The organism is Pseudomonas putida, from assembly GCA_041879295.1.
GTDB classification, from domain to species: Bacteria; Pseudomonadota; Gammaproteobacteria; order Pseudomonadales; family Pseudomonadaceae; genus Aquipseudomonas; species Aquipseudomonas putida_Y.
The window spans coordinates 1,616,443-1,635,507 of sequence record CP047152.1 but is presented as its reverse complement, the minus strand read 5'-3'; the positions used below and the strand labels follow the sequence as shown (position 1 = coordinate 1,635,507).

12 protein-coding genes are annotated in these 19,065 nt (G+C 61.5%); all 12 read right to left on the bottom strand.

Annotated elements, in window-relative coordinates:
* Positions 1 to 84: 84 nt before the first annotated feature.
* Positions 85 to 1,500 carry a flagellar filament capping protein FliD gene (gene fliD, locus GST84_07580; GenBank protein XGB12228.1) on the bottom strand — a complete coding sequence of 472 codons (1,416 nt, stop codon included), beginning with the start codon at positions 1,498 to 1,500 and terminating at the stop codon, positions 85 to 87.
* 79 nt (positions 1,501 to 1,579) lie between these two features.
* Entirely contained in the window at positions 1,580 to 1,939 is a 360-nt protein-coding gene (locus tag GST84_07575; GenBank protein XGB12227.1) for a flagellar biosynthesis protein FlaG, read from the bottom strand.
* Positions 1,940 to 2,008: 69 nt separating this feature from the next.
* Complete coding sequence (locus GST84_07570) at positions 2,009 to 2,857, bottom strand: flagellin FliC (protein XGB12226.1); 849 nt, start codon at positions 2,855 to 2,857, stop codon at positions 2,009 to 2,011.
* A 246-nt stretch (positions 2,858 to 3,103) separates the two neighbouring features.
* A complete protein-coding gene (locus GST84_07565; GenBank protein XGB12225.1) occupies positions 3,104 to 4,039 on the bottom strand; it encodes a ketoacyl-ACP synthase III in 936 nt (311 codons plus the stop codon).
* Between the two features lie 247 nt (positions 4,040 to 4,286).
* On the bottom strand, positions 4,287 to 7,829 hold the full coding sequence (locus GST84_07560) for a glycosyltransferase (GenBank protein XGB12224.1): 3,543 nt from the start codon (positions 7,827 to 7,829) through the stop codon (positions 4,287 to 4,289).
* 44 nt (positions 7,830 to 7,873) lie between these two features.
* The gene (gene rffA / locus GST84_07555) at positions 7,874 to 9,043 is read right to left on the bottom strand and encodes a dTDP-4-amino-4,6-dideoxygalactose transaminase (protein ID XGB15724.1); all 1,170 of its coding nucleotides are present in this window, start codon (positions 9,041 to 9,043) and stop codon (positions 7,874 to 7,876) included.
* Positions 9,044 to 9,051: 8 nt separating this feature from the next.
* Positions 9,052 to 10,431: an FAD-dependent oxidoreductase gene (locus GST84_07550; protein XGB12223.1), complete on the bottom strand. Its 1,380-nt coding sequence runs from the start codon at positions 10,429 to 10,431 to the stop codon at positions 9,052 to 9,054.
* A 12-nt stretch (positions 10,432 to 10,443) separates the two neighbouring features.
* Positions 10,444 to 11,211, bottom strand: a complete 768-nt coding sequence (locus GST84_07545) for a hypothetical protein (protein ID XGB12222.1) — start codon at positions 11,209 to 11,211, stop codon at positions 10,444 to 10,446.
* A 36-nt stretch (positions 11,212 to 11,247) separates the two neighbouring features.
* Positions 11,248 to 11,883 (bottom strand): methyltransferase, encoded by a 636-nt coding sequence (locus GST84_07540; protein ID XGB12221.1) that lies wholly within the window; start codon positions 11,881 to 11,883, stop codon positions 11,248 to 11,250.
* Positions 11,880 to 12,578, bottom strand: a complete 699-nt coding sequence (locus GST84_07535; GenBank protein XGB12220.1) for a hypothetical protein — start codon at positions 12,576 to 12,578, stop codon at positions 11,880 to 11,882. Before GST84_07535 ends, GST84_07540 begins: the two co-directional genes overlap by 4 nt.
* A gap of 107 nt (positions 12,579 to 12,685) precedes the next feature.
* Positions 12,686 to 15,337 (bottom strand): glycosyltransferase, encoded by a 2,652-nt coding sequence (locus GST84_07530; protein XGB15723.1) that lies wholly within the window; start codon positions 15,335 to 15,337, stop codon positions 12,686 to 12,688.
* A 140-nt stretch (positions 15,338 to 15,477) separates the two neighbouring features.
* Positions 15,478 to 19,053 (bottom strand): glycosyltransferase, encoded by a 3,576-nt coding sequence (locus GST84_07525; protein XGB12219.1) that lies wholly within the window; start codon positions 19,051 to 19,053, stop codon positions 15,478 to 15,480.
* Positions 19,054 to 19,065: the final 12 nt, after the last annotated feature.

The following is a 19,065-nucleotide window of genomic DNA, read 5'->3' as shown; positions in this document are numbered from 1 at the left end:
CTGTACGTCAAAAAACTTTAGGGGAAAAACAAAAAGCCCGGGGCATCTCGCGGACGCCGCCGGGCTTTTGGCATGTTCAGCCGATCAGGATTTCTTGGCCTGGGCGTTGATCGCTTCGAAGATCGAGGTAATCTGGTCGGCCTGGGCTTTCATCTTGCCCAGGGCGGCGTCAAGGGCCACGTACTTCTTGGTCAGCGATTCGGTCAGGGACTCGGTGCGGCGATCAAGCGCGGCCTGCTGGTTGGCCAGTTCCGAGACCGCCTTGTCGAGGTTGGACTTGCGCGTGGCAAGGCTGCCATCGGTCTTGTTGTAAGGATCGATGGCATTGTTCATGCGCTCGAAGATGCCGTCGGTGCCGGTGAACAGCTCCTGCACCTCCGGGCCAAGCTTCTTGTCATTCATCGCTGAGCTGAACTTGCTGCTGTTGAATTCGAGCGTGCCATCTTTCTGGGTGTTGATACCCAACTGGCTCAGCGTGGTCAGCTGGTCGCCGGCCCCCACCTCACTCAGCACCTTGCGAATATCACCCAGCAGAGAGCGGGTGGTCGGGTCGTTGGTGAGCGGGCCGAGCACCAGCTTGTCATCGCTGTCACGACTGGTCGACGTCAGCGACGTGATCGCCTTCTGCAGCGTATTGTAGGCATCGACGAAGCTCTGGACCGACTTCTTCAGGCCATCGTTGTCCGCCGCAACGGTGACCGCCGTCGGCGTACCAGGAGCGCCGCTGGCCCTCGGGCTGACCCCGGTCAACTCCAGGGTCATGCCACTGATGGCGCTATCGAGCGTATTGGAGGCACTCTTGACCTTCAAGCCGTCGATGGTCAATTCGGCGTCCTGAGCCTTGGCAGTGATGAAGCCTGCACCGGTACCGGACATCTGCGTGGTGCCATCGATTGCCAGCTCGGCAATACCGCTCAGGGAGAGGTCAGTCCCCGCCCCTGTGGTCGTAGAGCCGAGCACCAGGCGCGAGCCGCCTTCCTCGTTGATGATGTTGGCGGAAATGCCGTTGGCACTCATTTCCTTGTTGATCTGGTCGCGCACACTTTGCAGCGTCGCGCCGCTGGGCACATCCAGGTTGTAGGTCTTGCCATTCTGGCTGATGGTAAGCTGGCCAGCAGTGATCGGGCTGGTAGCACCACCACTGAACTGCTGACTGGCCACTTTCGAGCCGGTGGCCAGCTTGTCCACCACGATGTCATAGCTACCCGCTACCGCTGAGTTGCTCGACTTGATCTTGACCACCGACTCGTTGGCCGAGGTCGCTGCATAGGCGTTGAAAGACGGCGCATCCTTGTCGTTGAGCGCCTTCATGGCATCCTGGAATGCCGTGAGGGCACTGCGCAGCGAGCCAATACCCGAAATCATCGCAGTGTTATTGCTGGTTTGCCGAGTGATCTGCGCCTGCTTGGCGGATGTATCGGCTTTAACCAACGCGGTCACGATCTCGGTAATGTTGAGACCAGAACCCAGGCCTGTACTGGAAGTAATCGGGCTTGCCATGCTGTAGTCCCTCTCATCAACGCGTCAGCCCGCTCCTGCGGGACCGACATGCATCACTTCATTTGGTGTTCGCCGCCGATCATACCTTGGCGTCGAACAGAACACTTTTGACATCGCTCAGGCTGTGAGCGATCCGCAGGGCCTCTTCCGAGGGCAACTGGCGAATCAGTTCACCACTGTCGGTAGCGATGACCTTGACCACGATCTTGCCGGATTCTTCATCCGTGGAAAATTCCAGATTGCGCTGCGATGCCTTCAGGAACTTTTCGATCTCCGAAACGGCATGTTTGACCTTGTCGGCATCGTGCTCCGCCTTTGGGTCTTTCCTGTCGTCTTCGGGCTTTACGTTTTCCGTCGACCGGGCTACCGGTTTTTCGGCAACCTGCTCGGCCGGACGTGCGGCCGGATAAGACAGGTTCAGCTTGACGCTCATGTCCATGCCCACCACCTCGCAATGAAAAGGCGGGGAAGTGCCTTACCAGCACTTCCCCGCCAGCAACCAGGCAGATTAGCCCAGCAGCTTCAGTACTGCCGATGGCAGCTGGTTGGCCTGGGCCAGAACCGAGGTGGAAGCTTGCTGCAGAGTCTGCTGCTTGGTCAGCTGGGCAGTTTCAGCAGCGAAGTCGGTATCCTGTACACGACCACGAGCAGCTTCGGCGTTTTCGTTGATGTTTTGCAGGTTGTTAATGGTGCTGGTCAGACGGTTCTGCGCGGCACCCAAGTCAGCACGGTTGCTGTTGATGGTTTGCAGAGCGGCGTCGATGGCCGAAACAGCAGCGCTGAAGTTGGCTTCGGCGGTGGTGGTGTCGGAACCCTGGATGTTGATCGAGGAAGTAACGCCCAGGTCCGAAGCGGTGAACTTGGCGCTCAGGTCGATGGTGATCTGGTTGGCGGAACCGGTGTTGGAGCCAACCTGGAAGGTCATGACCGAAGCCGAACCGTCCAGCAGGTTTTTGCCGTTCAGCTGGGTGCTGTTGGCAATACGGGTCAGTTCCGAAGCCATCGACTGGAATTCTTTGTCCAGAGCGACGCGGTCGTTGGTGCTGTTCGAGTCGTTTCGGGACTGAACGGCCAGTTCACGCATACGCTGCAGGATGTTGGTCTGCTCTTGCATCGCGCCTTCAGCGGTCTGGGCGATGGAGATACCGTCGTTGGCGTTTTTGATAGCCATGGTCTGACCACGGATCTGCGAGGTCATGCGGGTAGCGATCTGCAGGCCGGCGGCGTCGTCTTTGGCGCTGTTGATTTTCAGGCCGGAGGACAGACGGGTCATCGAGGTGCTCAGCGCATCGGAAGCACGGTTCAGGTTCTTCTGAACGCCCAGAGAGGTGGTGTTGGTGTTAACAGTCAAAGCCATGACGAATTCCTCGTTGGATTGGGTACTACGGCTTCCGGCCTTGGCAATTCGCCGGGTGTGGCACAGAGAACCTTCGTACTATTTATCGTCGTCAGGGCAGTTTGCTTTAGGGTGATTTCTCACTTTTTTTGCTGGCATCCGGCCACCTCAATGAAATCAAGGGTTTGACGCCAGAAAAGCATCACCAAAAATGAAAGAAGCGCAGCCCGGGGACGGGCTGCGCTTCTTTGCTCAGCCGGCGCTCAGTCAGCCGTTGCGCTCGATGATCGCCGAGCCCCAGGACAGGCCGACGCCGAAGCCACTGAGTGCAACGCGTTGGTGCTGCGAGTTGAGCACATGCTTTTCCAGCAGCAACGGAATGCTCGACGACACGGTATTACCGGTCTCGACCATGTCCTTGACGAATTTCTGCTTGTGCGCGCCCTCGTCAAAACGCGCGGACACGGCATCGACGATCGCCGCGCTGCCCTGATGCAGGCAGTACAGGTCGATATCCTCGGCACGCAGCTGGCTGGCCTCAAGCAATTGTTGCAGGTGCGCAGGCACCTTGACCAAGGCGAAGTTGTAGACCTGACGGCCATTCATGAAGAACTTGCCGTCGGTCGTGCGCAGGTGCTCGGCACCTGCACCGTCGCTGCCGAACAGCGATTTGCCGAGCTGCCAGACCGCATCCTCGCCCATCCAGGTCGCGGTGGCGGCATCGCCGAACAGCATGGTGGTGTTGCGATCTTCGGGGTCGACGATCTTCGAATACGGGTCGGCGGTGATCAGCAGGCCGTTTTTCAACCCGGTCGCCTCCATGAAGCCTTTCATGGCATAAAGACCGTAAACGTAGCCGGAGCAACCCAGCGAGATATCAAACGCTGCAACCTGGGTGCTCAGGCCGAGCTTTTGCTGAACGATGGCAGCAGTGTGCGGCAAGCCTTCGCCGTCACCGTTCTGGGTGACGACTATCACGGCATCAATGGATGCAGGATCGAGCTCAGGATTAGCAGCAAACAAGTTTTTCGCTGCTTCCACGCAAAGATCAGAGGTTTCCTGAGTGGTTCCCTTGCGCGGCAAGAAAGTCGAACCGATCTTGCCAAAGATAAAATCCTGATCTTTGCCAAATTTTGCGCCCTGTGCGTAATTGTCGACACCTTCGACAGGTACGAAACTGGCGATGCTTTTGATGCCAATCATTGTGGCTTCCCGATAGATATGGCGAAAATTCGCGGGCTTGTGCGCCAGGGTCAGGATCTCGCGTGACGAGACGACGTGATTGCCCGCAGACTCGATAGCTTAGAGATGCACGTTTCGACTGCCAAGTCACGGTTATGTATACGATCAGGCAATTGCTCGACAAGATCAATGCCTTCGCGCGCAGCCGCGACCCGCGAGCACGGCCGGGTACCCACATTGCGCGGGCTCCCGGCCTTACCTCAGCACCTCAGGCGAGCCAGGCCTGGCGCCAGGCTTCCAGGCGCTCCCCCTCGAGCAGCCAGTTCGAGCGAACGGCATTCTGCAGCGCATCACCCAGCGCAGCCGAGGCGTCACGATCTTCCAGGTGCAGACGAATGGCGCGCAGCCAGTCAGCCGGCTGGTTATCTACTTTCGACAACGGCAAGCTACCTGCACCAGCGAAACCGGCCACACGACTGCAGATGACGGGATGAGCACAAGCGGCGTGCTGCAGCACCCGCAGATCGGCCGAGCACGCATTACCCAGGGTATCGGCCATGGGCACCAGCGCCAAATCCAGATTCAGCGCGGCGAGCGTAATGCCCAAGCGCTCGAACGGGACCGGTGGATGCTGCTCGCTGACATACGGCCTCAAAGCCTGCGGGCAATCACCCAGGACCACCCAGTCGACCTCCTGGGCCATGGCTGGTACGACCTCGGCCAACAGGCCCGCATCCTTGTTGCCAATCCAGCCCAGACGCGGCCTGGTCGCCGCACCACGCAAGCCTTGCAGCTGCCCCCAGGTGGCAGGTAATGCACTCTCGAGCAGGCGAACGTCGTCATGTTGCCCTAGCAGCATCTCTGCCAACGTCGGGCTGGCCACGACCACCCTGTCTGCCTGCATCAGGCCGTAATTCAGGCGCTGCAGCAACTCTTCGCCCCCCATGCCCGCAGCAAGCCCCATTTCTGCGACATAGCCGTCCAGGTCATACACCTTGAAGGCCTCGGAGAACGCGCGCAGACGACGCAAAGTCAGCAGGCCAGCGTCTGCCAGCGGGCGCTGCAGGACGATGGTCGAGGGCGCGTAACGCTGAATGTCGACCAGGGTGAGCACCCCAGTGGTCACCGAGCCATCGATTGCGCCGGTATTTCGCAACGCCATGAGCGGCTGTATCACACGTGCCTGGCCGGCCGCTTGCTGGTCCGCCGCAAAAGCCAGCACCGTCGGGACGATACCATGCAGCGGCCGCCAGCACAGGCCATTATCCTGTCGCGCATAACTATGGCCGGCCAGGAGCGACAGGTTGGTATTGTAGGAGGGATCACTGGCCAGTTGCGGCAACCAGCGAGCGTAGAGTGCCTCCTCCTGTTCAGCGCTTACCACAGCGGCTGCTGCCGCTTCCAGCTGCAGCCTGGCGCGTGGCGTCCAGACATTGAGGTAGCCGGCCTGCTGCAAACGCAGGCACAGATCGACTGCAACCCACGGTTCCAGCAACGGATCGACAGTGAAGCCACCCAGGTCGAGGAAGGTTGCGCGCCGAACCATCAGGCAATGATCACCCACTGCTACGCCGTTGCGCTCGATCATCAGCGCCGCCAGCTCACCCTCCTCGCCAATCGCCCGCCCGGTGTAGGCCGGGCCCACGCTTCCGCCCTGACCGAGCACCAGGCCAGCCTGCCGGACCACACCGTCGACGCTCGACATCAAGCCGCCCACGGCTCCAACCTCAGGACGCTGCGCATGGTTGAGCAAGGCCTGCAACCAGTCACCGTCACTGACCATGGCGACTGCATCCAGCCAGACCAGGAATTCGCCCTGTGCTTCTTGCGCTGCGGCGTTGCACATGGCGGCGCGTGTCTGTCCGGCCATGAAACGCAGCACATGGATCCGTCCCTGGCCTACCTGGCACAGCATTTCCAGCCACTGCAGCATCAGCTGGTCGTCATTGCCCGGCTCGACCAGCAGCACTTCATGCTCGATAGCCGTGGTATAGGCTAGCAACTGCTCCACGCAGCGCTGCAACCGCGACAGGTCGCCATCGATATAGATCAGGATGCTCACCGAAGTCGGCTGCTGGTGCCCATAGTCGATTTCATAGCGATTCGGCGCCTGCGTGGTCGGCCGGACCTGTGCGTGCGGATAGCCACGCTCCAGCAGGTGTGCCTGGATGACCGAGCGTTCGTCATCGCAGGTCAGTGGCTGTTCCAGGTTGGCGATCAACAGCGGCTCGCTGACATGGCCTACTACCCCAAGGCCATGATCGGCAATCAGGCGCAACTGGTATGCCAGCTCGAATGCGCGCCCTGATGCCGGGTCGAACCCGCCCTGATGCAGCAGCGCACGCGTGTCATACAACCAGTGCCGCGACAAGGCGGCTGGATGGGCGAGCAACATATCCAGGTTGAGGTCCGGGCGCAGGCGCCCTTCGACAGTGTCACCGGCGCCACGAACGGCCTCATCGGCAAATACCGCCAGGCAGGTTTCCGGGGCCTGCGCCAGATCGAGCGCCACCACCAGCAGGCCGCTGGCGGTAAACTGCACGCCTGCATCGACTACCATGCACCACTCGCACGGGCTGTTTTCGAGCGCGCTATGGATGGAGGGTAGCGGCGCCCGGGTGTCAGCCGAGAGCCACTGTACGTTCGGCCGGCGGGGTTCCTGCGCGCCCAGAACACACACCTGGATGCGTTGGTACAGCACATCGTCGAGGCTGCCCAGGGTACGCGCCAAGGCGGCGGGGTCACCATGATCCAGCACCAGCACGGCAACCGAAGGCGCACCGGGTGCAGCCAGACGCTCCTGCATCAATTGCAACTGTTGCGGCAACGGGTACCGCTGGCGCAGCCATCTCAGCATGCCGGCACGGTTGCCGGCGGACTCGCGACGGGCCGCCAACTGCGTCTTGGCAATGAACACCTCAAGGTGCTGCCAGAACGGTGCAGTCTTTTCCACGTAGCGCTGCAGGGCACCCTCGAGGCCGGCACTGGCGCGCGCCAACGCGTGCGGCTGGTCGAGCATCGCAAAGCCGTGGCTGCCGATGAAGCTGGCTTCAAGAAACGACTGATCAATCCCGTACCCCGGAATGAAAATCACCGGGCAGCCGCACAGAACGGCGATCACGCAGGTCATCGACCACTCATGGGTGTAGAGCACTTCGGCCTTGCGCAGCAACACCGCCAGTTCAGGTAACGACAGGGCGTTGGCCATGCTAAGCAGGCGGATATCGCCAGGCAACTGTGAGTAGTCGATCTGCTCCAGAGGGTGGCGGTTCTGGTAAAGGTACTTGCCCTCACGCGCGCTACCCGGTGCCGGCGCGCTGAACAGCTCGACATCGATGGTCGGCAGGCACAACAGGTCGCCGTCCGGGTAGCCATGCCGCGCGGCGATCAGGGCGCCGGAATAGAACAACAGGTCACTGCCCGCTGCCTGCATGCTTTGGCCGGTCAGGAAACCCTCGAAGTTCAGCAGGAAACGCGCCACAACATCGCAGCCAAGCGGATTGCCAACCACCACTTCCGGATAGACAGCGATGGGTACCTTACCTTCATCCTGGTGCCGCTTCTGGGTCCGAGGGTCCAGTAGCGGCGTCTTGAGGTTCGGGTTGACCACCTGGCCACCGCAGATGTATGCCTCGCGCCCGTTCAGATTGAGCACATGGCAGAGGTAATGCAGGGACGCGACGCCCGACGAGGTTTCCCGGTAGTCCGGCGCCAGTATGTAATACGGATGCTCCGGCTTGGCATACATAAGGCGCAAGCGCATCAGCGCCTGGTCGAGCGATTGGGCGTCAACCCGGGCAGAATTGGGCATCGCTTGGAAACTCCAGAATCAGGAAATACAACGGCAAGCCGGCCTCAAACAGCGCGGGACTCGGCAAAGAATTGGGCGACTGCGGCACATACTTGGGCGACTTGGCGAGCGCTCATGTCGGAATACAGCGGCAAGCGCACCAGACGCTGGGCTACATCACAGGTCACCGGCAGTTCTCCGACGCTGCGCGAATAACGAAGGCCGGCAGGCGAATCGTGCAGCGGTACATAATGAAACACCGCGTGAATATCCCGCTCGCGCAGGAACCGGATCAGCTCACTACGTTTGTGGTTGTTGCGCATCAGCAGGTAGAAGATGTGCGCGTTGGCTGGCCGCCCCCCTGGCGTGCGCGGCAGTTGGAAGTACCCATCGGCTTCCAGTGCCTGCAGCTGGTTGTAATAAGCCTCGTACAGGCCACGCCGATGAGCGTTGATGCTTTCGCCCTGCTCCAGCTGGGCATACAGGAAAGCGGCCGTCAGCTCGCTGGGCAGGAACGAAGACCCGACATCGACCCAGGTGTACTTGCTGACTTCACCGCGGGCAAACGCCTTACGGTTGGTACCCTTCTGCCAGATGATCTCGGCGCGCTCGATCAGTTTCGGGTCATTGATCAGCAATGCCCCTCCCTCACCACTGATAACGTTCTTGGTCTCATGGAAACTCAGGCAGCCGAGGTGGCCGATGGTACCCAGGGCCCTGGTCTTCTCACGGGCAAGAATTGCCTGGGCGGCGTCCTCGATGAGCATCAGGCCGTAACGGTTGCAGATACGCAACAGCGCATCCATGTCACAGGGCTGCCCCGCATAATGCACGGCCACGACCGCCTTGGTCTTCTCGGTGATTGCGGCTTCGACCAGACGCTCATCAAGGTTGAGGCTGTCCGGACGAATATCCACGAACACCGGCACTGCACCACGCAGCACGAAGGCGTTGGCGGTGGAGACGAACGTGAATGACGGCATGATGACCTCATCCCCCGGCCCGACATCGGCAAGGATCGCCGCCATCTCCAGCGCTGCAGTGCATGAATGGGCTAGCAGCGCTTTTGGGCAGCCCAGGTTGTCCTCCAGCCATTGCTGGCACATCTGGGTGAACTGCCCGTCGCCAGCGATGCCGCCGTTCATCACCGCTTGGGCGATGTAGAACAACTCCTTGCCAACGACAAAAGGTTTGTTGAAGGGTATTACCTGTTTGCTCACGTTCGTATTCTCCAGCCCGTGCCTCAGGTGAAATCGCTCAGTGGCAGGTAGCCACCGATCAGCGCATCGATAAACTCGACCTGTACTGCCTGCTCCATGCCATTACGGGTAAAGAAATCTCGGGCACGCTGGTAGTAATACTGCTCAAGCGCCTGGTCGGCATCGGTATGTCCCGCGTCGAAACCATGCTGGGAAAGCGCCGAGCATTTGACTGCTGCGTATTTGCGACAACACACCTCGACCGACTGATCGAGCATTGCCCGTCGCTGTGGCCGGGTGTGTGCGAAATACGCGCTTGCCTGTGGCGAAAGAAGCTGCCCCTGCACCAGCGCTGCCAAGTTGTCCGCCAACCACGGCGCGAAATGGTAGCCGTCGCGCCGCGTGCCGGTTGCGATGAACGTATTGTCGTTTAGCTGACCAATGACCGGATAACCATCGAGGCTCACCGGTCGATAGCCAAAGTTGTACCGCACGAAGCCACTGGCGCGGTGCATCTGATTGACCTGATTGATCGCACCATTGATCAGTGCTGCCACCGACTCTGCGCGCGGTACCTGCTCGTCAACCGTAGTAATCAGGTTTGTCGCACCGACCACGAAAAGATCGTCCCGGTAAGGCGCATGGTAGATGCCACAGGCGCCACCACGGTTGGGTGTGCGAAGCACGTATCGGCCCTGGATACTCTGGTTTTTCAATACCACGGTAGCGCCGACGCCATTGATCACCCGAATGCAGTCGTCCTCTGCCCACAGCCGGGTTGCCATGCTGCCATTGGCCAGCACCACGCGCTCTGCGGCCAGCACACGGCCATCGGCCAGGCGCGCGCCACAGGTGCGGCCGCCGACCTTGTCCAACGACTCCACTACCCCCTCGACAAAACGCACGCCGCGCCTGGCCAACGTCTGCTGCAGGGCATGCACTACCCCGTCCGGGTTGACCACACCCTCTCGAGGTAGGAACAAGGCGTTGCGGCTGCGATAGCCCGAAGCCGGCGAGTATGCAGGCTCTAGCGTCGGCTCGATCCGCTCGTGGGGTTCCGCGAATTCTTCGAGATAGCCGGCAATGGCATCGAAGGCCTGGTCTTCGAACGCGTTGGAAGCGTTGTTGTTGACCAGCACGGTGCCTAGCCGATAGTGCTCGGCGGGGATTTCGAATTCTTCGACGAACGCCGCCCACAGCCGTGCGGAAGCCTGGCTGAGTTCGAACTTGAGGCGATCGCGCGGCTGGTCCAGTGCACCCGGCTCAAGTTCGGCGAACGAGTTGAGCATGGCGGCGGCGGCCATCGACGCGCTGTAGGGTCGCGATATCGGGCCCACCACAGTAATGCGCTCGGCCGGTACCGAACGGGAAAGACCTGCAGCGATCGCCAGGCCAACCATACCGTTACCAATGATTAGAAACATGGCTCGCCCCCCTTACAGCAACTTGACGATGCACAGGGACGGGTATGTCTGCGAGCGCTTGATCTCATGACGTACCTTGCCCAGCACTTCGGCCACATAGGCGTAGCCCTCGCCCGGCAGGAAGTCACGCTGCAACTGGAAGAACGCCAGCTGCGAACCCGGTACGCAGCGCGGCAGAATCTGCTCCAGGGCAAAGCGGGTCGGCCCTTCCAGGTTCATGTCGAAGAAGGCCAGCGCCACAAGCAGATTGCGGTTTTCCTCGATGAAACGCGGCAAGGTATCCTTGATGTCGCCCTCGACCACCTGGTGGCCGCTGGAAACCTGCGGCAGCGCATTGATGCTTTCATGCACAGCGAGCAAATGGCGCAGGTAATCGGCATAGCCGCTGCCAGTATCGTAACAACCGTCCTGGAAATGCTCGTTGTCGACCTTGCTGTCGCTGGCGTGGGACTTGTAGCCGGCGAAGGTATCGAACGCCGCTACCCGACGCTGCTTGTTGAAAGGCTCGAAGATGGCACGCAGGTTTTCGCATAGCACCGCGTTCTGACCACGCCAGGTACCGAAATCCAGCACCGAACCAGGCAGCGGGACAATCTCGCGATACAGGTCGGAAATCGCCAACATCCGCGCAAGGGAAGCCGAACGGATGAACAGGCCGAGATTGCGCTCTTTCTCGGCATCATCGAGCGGCGCGTTGGCGAAGGACTGCCAAAGGCGCTCACGCGCTTCAAGCTGGCTGTCGCTGGATTGGGTGACGGAAGTAGAGCCTTTCTTGAGCATGGATGTCTCCAGGAAACAGGGAAGTCGAATGGCAGGTCACGGGGCCTTGCGCACGAGCAGGGTGAATTCGTACAAGCCATAGTCATGCAAGAGTGCCACCTGCCTGGAGTAGGTTCTTTTGCACAGGTCAAAGTAAAAGCACGGATCGCCGTAATACAGGTAGTCACGCATGAAGGGCGCATCGGAGTAACTGGTCAGGCAGTTGAACGCGAAGCCTTTGATAGAGCAGGCATCCATACTGCGAAGCACCTCGGCAATATAGTTTTCCCAGGCTTCACGCGGAGTCTGCTGTGAAACGTTAAAAATGCCGCTGGCCACCGCGTAGTCCGCCGTTCGGCTGGACCGCTCAGCGACCTCGAAGCTCGTGGACGGGTCCGCCCCGTGCCTGGCGCGGGCCGACGCGATCATTTCGGCTGACAGGTCATAGCCGTGGTAGTCCACCGCCGCGCCGCGTTCGCGCAACCACTCCAGCAATGCGCCGTAGCCGCAACCAACATCGACCAGGCTAAAACCTTGCTGCCACTCCTGCTGCGGGACCAGCTTGAGCAGCTGTTCAAAGCGCAGATGTTGGGAAGCGCTACCGTTCCAGTCAACCCCTTCCGGGGTGGCCCCATGTTCGCGAATACGCGAGGAGTAGTACTGTTCCACTTCGCGCAGAATGGTAGTGCTCATGGTCGCCGCTCCAGGAAGGCAGGCGCGTCAGCGCCAGTATTGAACAACAGGTCGATGACACTCAGCGCGTGCTGGAAACCGCCGTATAACTGCGGGTACTCGGGGTAGCCGGCATAGTCCATGTACGACAGACCGAGTCCGGCAGCAGCAAATGCGGCCTCGTCCAGATAACAGCTTGCTGCCGGCCCCGACAGGTAGTGCGTGCCACCAACGGCCTGGCATAACTGGATCAGCCGTTCGTTCTTGCCGGTTGCCTGCCCCAGCTCTTCGGCGCGAAACAGCGGCGTGTAGATGTTCAGCAGCGGACACAGACCGGCGATGAACAGATGGTTGATACGGGAAAGATGAGTGAGCGCTGCGGCCTGCTCGAAGAGTGCCCTGATCGGCCCCTCCATCTGTTCGAAGCAAGCCGCGCGGCGGTAGCTCATCTCAATGGTTTTCCAGTGCGCCTGCGCCCAACCCGGCTCGCTGACCTGCACTTCGTTGATCAACTGCTCGTAGCGTCCCTTGTTCCTCACCGGTATGCTCAGCCAGTGCTCACCCTGTGCAGTCTTTATCTTGTTGCGATTACGCCAGTCTCGGCGCGTGTACTGGACATCGTCGAACAGAATGAACGCGTCGACGCTGCCGATCAGGTCGAAATACCCTTTCCATGGAATGTAATTGGACTGCAACACAGCCACTTTCTTTTGCATCCACGACCTCGTTCACACCGCGTGAAGCCAGGCGTCAGCCTGTCAATTAATTGCCGCCAGGCGAAAAAAACCGGGCATCTGCCCGGCTTTTGCAATTCCCGCGCCAGCTACTTGAACGGGACGAGCCAAGCGGCTTCGGCGTGCCCCCCCTGGCCGTCAGTAGCAACTTCGCGGGTGAAGGCGCCAGGCCATTTCGCCAGCAATTGCTGAACAGCCTCAGGAGCCAGAGCAGCAGGGCCCTCGATCGCCAACTGCGCCTGCGGTGCAAGCACCACGAGGCTGCCAGCAGCTGCCACAGTGAGGCACAAGTCGACATCTGCCGCCAGCACCGCCTGCATCCCACCACACTGTTCGAACACGCTTGCGCGCACCATCAGGCAATCCCCCGATACCGCTCGGCAGCCACGCACGACGCCAGACCAGCAACCATGGCTGCCCGGTACCCCCGCCCAGGGCGTGTGCACCCGCGGCCCGGCAAGCAAATCGTATCCGGCATGGGCGAGACCGCCATCACTGTCGACCAGGCGCGCGCCGACAACCCCGACCTCGGGCCGTTGCGCCTGGTTGAGCAGCGCCTCAATCCAGGCCGGGGTGACCACCTGGCAGCGTTCACTCAGCAACACCAGGTATTCACCACGCGCCTGCATGGCTGCCTGGTTGAACGGATTCTCCGCTGCCTCGGCAGTCACCAGACGTACGCGGCCAGCGAACGGCTGAAGCGCTTCGGACAACAAATCGTGTTGATCCTGAGCGCAGGCAAGCACGACTTCGTAGCGGGGATAGCGAGTGCGCTGGAACAGACTGGTCAGGCTGCGTTCAAGCGCGGATCGATTGCCCTCATAGACCATCAATACGCTGACCAATGGCGTCGAGCCGTGTCGAAAATCGATGACCAACCCGGCAGCACCCTGTTCGCTCGCCTGCCCCCGATAGCCCAGCCGCTTCAGGTGGCGGTCGAGAATTTCCAGCGCCTCGGCAGGCATCGATTCCGATGCCTGACTGCCGATTACCAGATACTCATCCATGTGAGCCATACCGCCGACACCCCGCTCCTCCACCAGACGCAGCAGCAAGTCGTACTCGAGCGCATGGCCGAGGCGGCTGTCGAAGCCCCCCAGATCAAGCACGACCTGTCGGCGCAGCAGCCAGTGACGAGACATCAGGCCCGGCTGGCTGCGCAGCACATCCAGATCGCTGCCGGGACGCATGATGCCCAGCAGACGGCCGTCGGCATCACGCTGCACCTCATCGGCACAGATCACATCGCAGGCCGGCGACTCGCTCAGCTCCAGCTGCAAGCGTAACAAGCCACCGTTGGCGAGCACATCGCCCGCCTGCAACAGCATCAGCCATTCGCTCTGCACCTGGCGCACAGCCTGATTCAGGTGCGACACCCAGTTACTTGGCTCGACCTGAATGAAATGCAAGGTATCCCGCGCCGTGGTGATGGCTGGCGGTTTACCGGCCTTGAGCACCACCAGTTTGAAATTGCGCAGACCTGTGGCCAGCAGACTGTCGAAAGTCGCCTGCAAGGCAAGGTCATCATCCTCGAGGTCCACCACCATGAAGGCAATCTGTGGGCCTGGCCGCTTGGCCAGTTGCGCAAGCACGCGCTGACGCACCGCCGCCGTCGGTGTCGCCGCCGCCAGCGCCTGTAAAAGCTGGCCCGAGCCGGTGGTCGCGAGCCACCCAGGCACATCCTGGCCGGGAACGCCGTCGAGGTGCTCCAGCCAGGCACTCAACTCACGCACCTTTTCCGCATGCTCCTCGCCCTTGAGAGTCGCGAGCAGGCGTTGGCAGACGTCCCGGGTAAACAAGCCCAGCGCCAGCGCCTGCCAGTAGCGTTGCTGCAAAGTCTCGGTGGTGTCGTTGGGGTGCACTTCGAGCAGTTCCCGCTGACGAACCCAGGTGCCCTCCAGCGCATGACGGTGCTCACGCCCTGTCGGCCAGGCATGACAGAGGAATTCAAGCTCGGTCAGGCGCTGGAACAGGGTGTTCTGATAGTACGGCATCTCCACATACTGCCGGGGTTCGAACTGCCGGTCCGGGTCGGCAATCACGCTGGTCCAGCGAGAGGTGAACAGCAGCGGCGGCTCGCCTGCATCATAGCTGCCACGCACCAGGCGATTGAGCACAACGAAGGCGGATTCGTCGGCGAACACACCCGCGCGTTGCGCATCCCATGCGCGCAACAGGCGTACGGTACGCGCCAACTGTTCTTCCCGGGCAACTGCCGACACACTGCGCGGCGCCAGCTCACAGATCACGTCGGTCTGGTCCAGCTGGATGAATTGCCCTTCAGCCAGCAACGCCAACGACAGCGCCACACGCCAGCCGGCGAAATCCAGATCCTCGGGCAGACTGGCAAGTGCCGCACGCATCCCTTCGACCCTGACCACGGCGCGCCAGGCCGGCTGGTTGGACAGGGCATGCACGCGCATGCGCGCCAGCACGCTCTCGCCCTCCAGCAGTGGGAACGGATGGCCTATCTTGTAATAGGCTACCTGGCTGTTGCCCGGGGCATACCCCAAAGCGTAGCCTTGGGCTGCCAGCGCCGCAGGGTTGGCGCTCAGGCTGGCGGCAGCGCTGTCCAGCGCCGGAGCCTGCACGAAGTCTGCATCCAGGGTCAGACTGACCAGCGGTGTCGCCACCTGCTGCAGCGCCTGCTCCAGGCGCGCACTGCACAACGCCGCAGGGCTGTGCCCTTCAAGCGCATCCAATGCCAGGCAGGCAATGCCAGCCTGACGATAATAATGCAGTGCCCGTTCACGATGAGCGGCTTGGTCGTGGCCAAGCAACAGTACCGTGACGTCACTGCGCGATCCGTTTGCGATTTCGACCATAAAGCACCTTTGAAGGGAGAGTTGGGCGCCCGCTCGCAACGAACGCAAAAAATGAATCAGTCCGCCAACCAGGCGTTGGCCCACTGCTGCAGATGCTGTGGCATCAGCACGTAGTCACGCAGTACCACTTCGCGCAGGGCATCACCCTGGCGGTAGCTGGCCTGGGGGTCGGCCAGGTGCATGCGAATCGCATCCAGCCACTGTTCGGACGTGTTGTTGCGCACCCGTGTGCACGGCAGGTAGCCGTCATAGGCCTTGGTATCGGTGCAGATCACCGGGAAGCCGCACGCGCCATATTCAAGCAGGCGCAAGTTGCTCTTGCAGTCGTTGAACAGGTTCTGTTCGAGCGGTGCCAGTGCCAGGTCGAGGTTGAGGTTGGCCAACTTCTGCGGGTACAACGCCAAGGGCACGCCTTTGTGAAATTCCTTCACGTAAGGCCGCAACGCATCCGGGCACATGCCGAAGAACACCCAGTCGACCTCGTCGGCCAGGGCCTTGATGACGTCCAGCAACAGCTCCAGATCGCCACGGTGGCTGGTGCCCCCGGCCCAGCCCACGCGCGGCCGCGCGCTAGTCTGACGCTCGCTGGCCAGCCCAGCCCACAGGGGGGCGGCTAGCATGTTGGGGACTACCCGGATATCGTGGTGCATGCCCGACAAGGCATCGGCTAGCGGCTGGGTCGACACAACCACCCGGTCGCACAGGGCAATACCTTGGGTGACCAGCTCACGCATGTTGGCCGGCATGTTCCGCGCATGGGCGTTCTTTTTCGGCACGTCGATGATGTAGTCGTCGATCTCGTAGATGCGCCGGGCGTTCGACAGGCGCTTGAAGCGCGTGATTTCATCGATCGAGTTGCTCGTGTAGCGGCACTGCAAGATCATCACGTCGGGCTTCTCACGCTCGATCTCGATCATCTCGGGTGTACTGAAATCAAGCCGCCCCTGTATCCAGCCCGCGCGCTCCAGCTCGGTGAACGGCTGCGCCACCCGGTAGTGACCAACCGCCGAGGTGTTGATCGGCAGCGCCAACACCGACGGCAGCACACGGCTGATGAACGGGTCCCAGCCACGACGCTGTCCGGCATCAAGGTTGAAGCTCGCCATCTTCAGGCTCAGGTTGCGGTTGTAGGCAGGGTCACGGGCAACCTTGTCCAACCAGCGTTCATGGAAGATGTCCTTGTCCAGCACCTTGCGCTTGCTGTCGGTCCGCGCGTCGCGAGTGGAGGCGAAGCGAACGAGCACTGCATGGGGTGTCCACACCGCCAGATAGCCTTGTTCGCGGATGCGCAGGCAGAGGTCCGCGTCCTGTAGGCCGCCCTTGAGTCCCTGCTCGTCGAAACCGCCCAGCGTGGCGAACAGCTCGCGGCGCACCAGCAGGCAGTCCAGGCTCAGCGCACTCCAGTTCTGCACGGCATTGAGCCGGAGCATGTAGCCGCCACTGTCAGCCGGCATGCCGACGAACGGGCTGCTGACGCCGCCATGCAGCCCCAGAACCAGCCCGGCGCCAAACACCTCGCCAGTGCGGGTACACAACTTGGGCGCAACCACGCCGACCTCCGGGCGCTGGGCCTGGGCCATCAACTCCGCCAACCATGGCCGGTCGAAGGCGGTGCAGGCGCTGTCGAGCATCAGCAAGTAATCGCCACGGGCGGCCTCGCTGGCCTGATTCAACTGCGCCACCTGGCTGCCGCTGGCGACCTCGATCACACGTAGCTGATCGCTGCCAAGCCGCTGCATGGCCAGGAGCCATTGACGCAGGTCGGTCGGTGTATCCGGCGAGGCAATCAGCAGCACCTCGAAATGGCCATACTGGGTGTGTTCGAACAGGGACTCGACACAACGCATTACCGTGCTCAGGTCGTCACCGAGCGTCACCAGGATCGAGACCAAGGCTTGCTCCGGGTGCTGGTACGCCACCTGGCACAACGATATGCCTTCGGCACCGACAACCACGGCATCGACGCCCAGGCGTCGCAAATGGGCCTGAACCACGCGTGGCGCCTGCCGCACGCAGCGCGGGTCGTGCAGCCACTGGCCAAAGTCCCACTGGCAATGCACCAGGAGTTCGTCTATGTGCTCGATGACCTGCAGGCCCTGGCTTTCCGCCAGGCGCCAGAGCAGGTCGTGGGGTGCAAGGGTATCGAAGTCCGGGTCGAAGCCGCCGACCTCGCGCAGAGCGGCACAGTTGAATGCCAGTACGCGCCCTACATACGGCAGGCTGCGCATCAGGTCGAGGTTGAAATCTGGCTTGAAGATTGGTGTTGTCGGGCGCAGCCCGTCATGGCTACCTTCGTCGACGTAGATACAGGCCCGCTCGCGAAGTGCCATGCGCTCGCCCATGATCGCCAGAGCATGGGGCACGAGGCGGTCGCCAGCGCGCAACAGCAGGATCCAGTCGGCATCACCTGCACGTGCCAGGCGCGCCTGCACCTGGGCCAGGCCATTGCCCTGCACGAGCATGCGCTCAAACCCGACCGGGTGACCTGCCAATTCCAGCGTCGCAGGCGCCAGCAGCCAGGTGCCGGCCGCCGCATAGGACTGCGCCGCAAGGCTGTCGAGGGTCGCACGAAGGGCCAGTTCATCACCCGCCTCGGCCCAGATCACAGGGACGATACGCGGCTGCCGGGCCCACTGTTCGAAGCGCTTGGGCAACGCCTTGAGTTGTGCAGCCGACAGGTCACGACACTCCAGCCACTGGGCATACAACTCGTCAAACGACAGGCAGTCGGTACCAACCTGTTGCGCCTGGCGGGCCTGCTGAGCCCCGTACAGGCGGTTGAGTTCGTACTCGTCCCACTGCGCGCCCTGCTCGCCGTGGTAACGCTCCAGCGACAGATAGCGTACCCAGCCACTGGCCGGTGCAGCCTCGCTTGCCCGCGCGGCCAGCATTGCCTTTATCCAGTCGGTCTCGATGGGGAAGGCCAAGGTCATGCCTGCCTGGTGACTCAGGCGCGCAGGGTGCAGGCGCTCCATGCTGAGGAAGCGTGACAGGTGCCCCAGATTGCCTTGGCGCATGAGGCAAATGTACAGCGCCATGTCCAGGCGCGCGACAAACCCACTGCCCTCCTGCACCAACGCCGGCAGGTACTCGGCCACCAGGTCACGGCGCATCAGTGCATGGCTAAGGCCGCCGAACAGGTTGGGGGCGTTTGTCTCCAACGCTTCGAGCAAGTCGCTGCCCTTGACTACCGCATCCTCCGGGCACATCACAGCATTGAGCATGCGCGGCGGTAGCAAAGCATCGTCGGCCGCGCACAGCATGCGCTGGCAGATGGTCATGCTGACATCGGCATGCTGCTCCATGACCGCGGCCTGCAGGCCGACACATTCAGGGAACAGTCGGTCGTCGTCACAGAGAAACTTGATCAGCGGCCCTTCAGCATGCTCCAGGCACGCCAGCAGGTTACGGGCGAAGCCAAGGGTTTGTGGGTTGCGCACGTAGCGCACCGGCTTGCCGGTCTCGCTCACCACCTCGTCGACGATACGCTGGATCTCCGGGCCACGGCTGTCATCGCAGACCAGCACTTGCAGTGCCGAGTAATCCTGGTTGAGCGCGCTAAGCAAGGTGGCGCGGAAGAACTCGGGGTTGAAGGCGGGTATGGCGATGCTGACGAGGGTCTGTTGATTCACGGCGAAGACCTT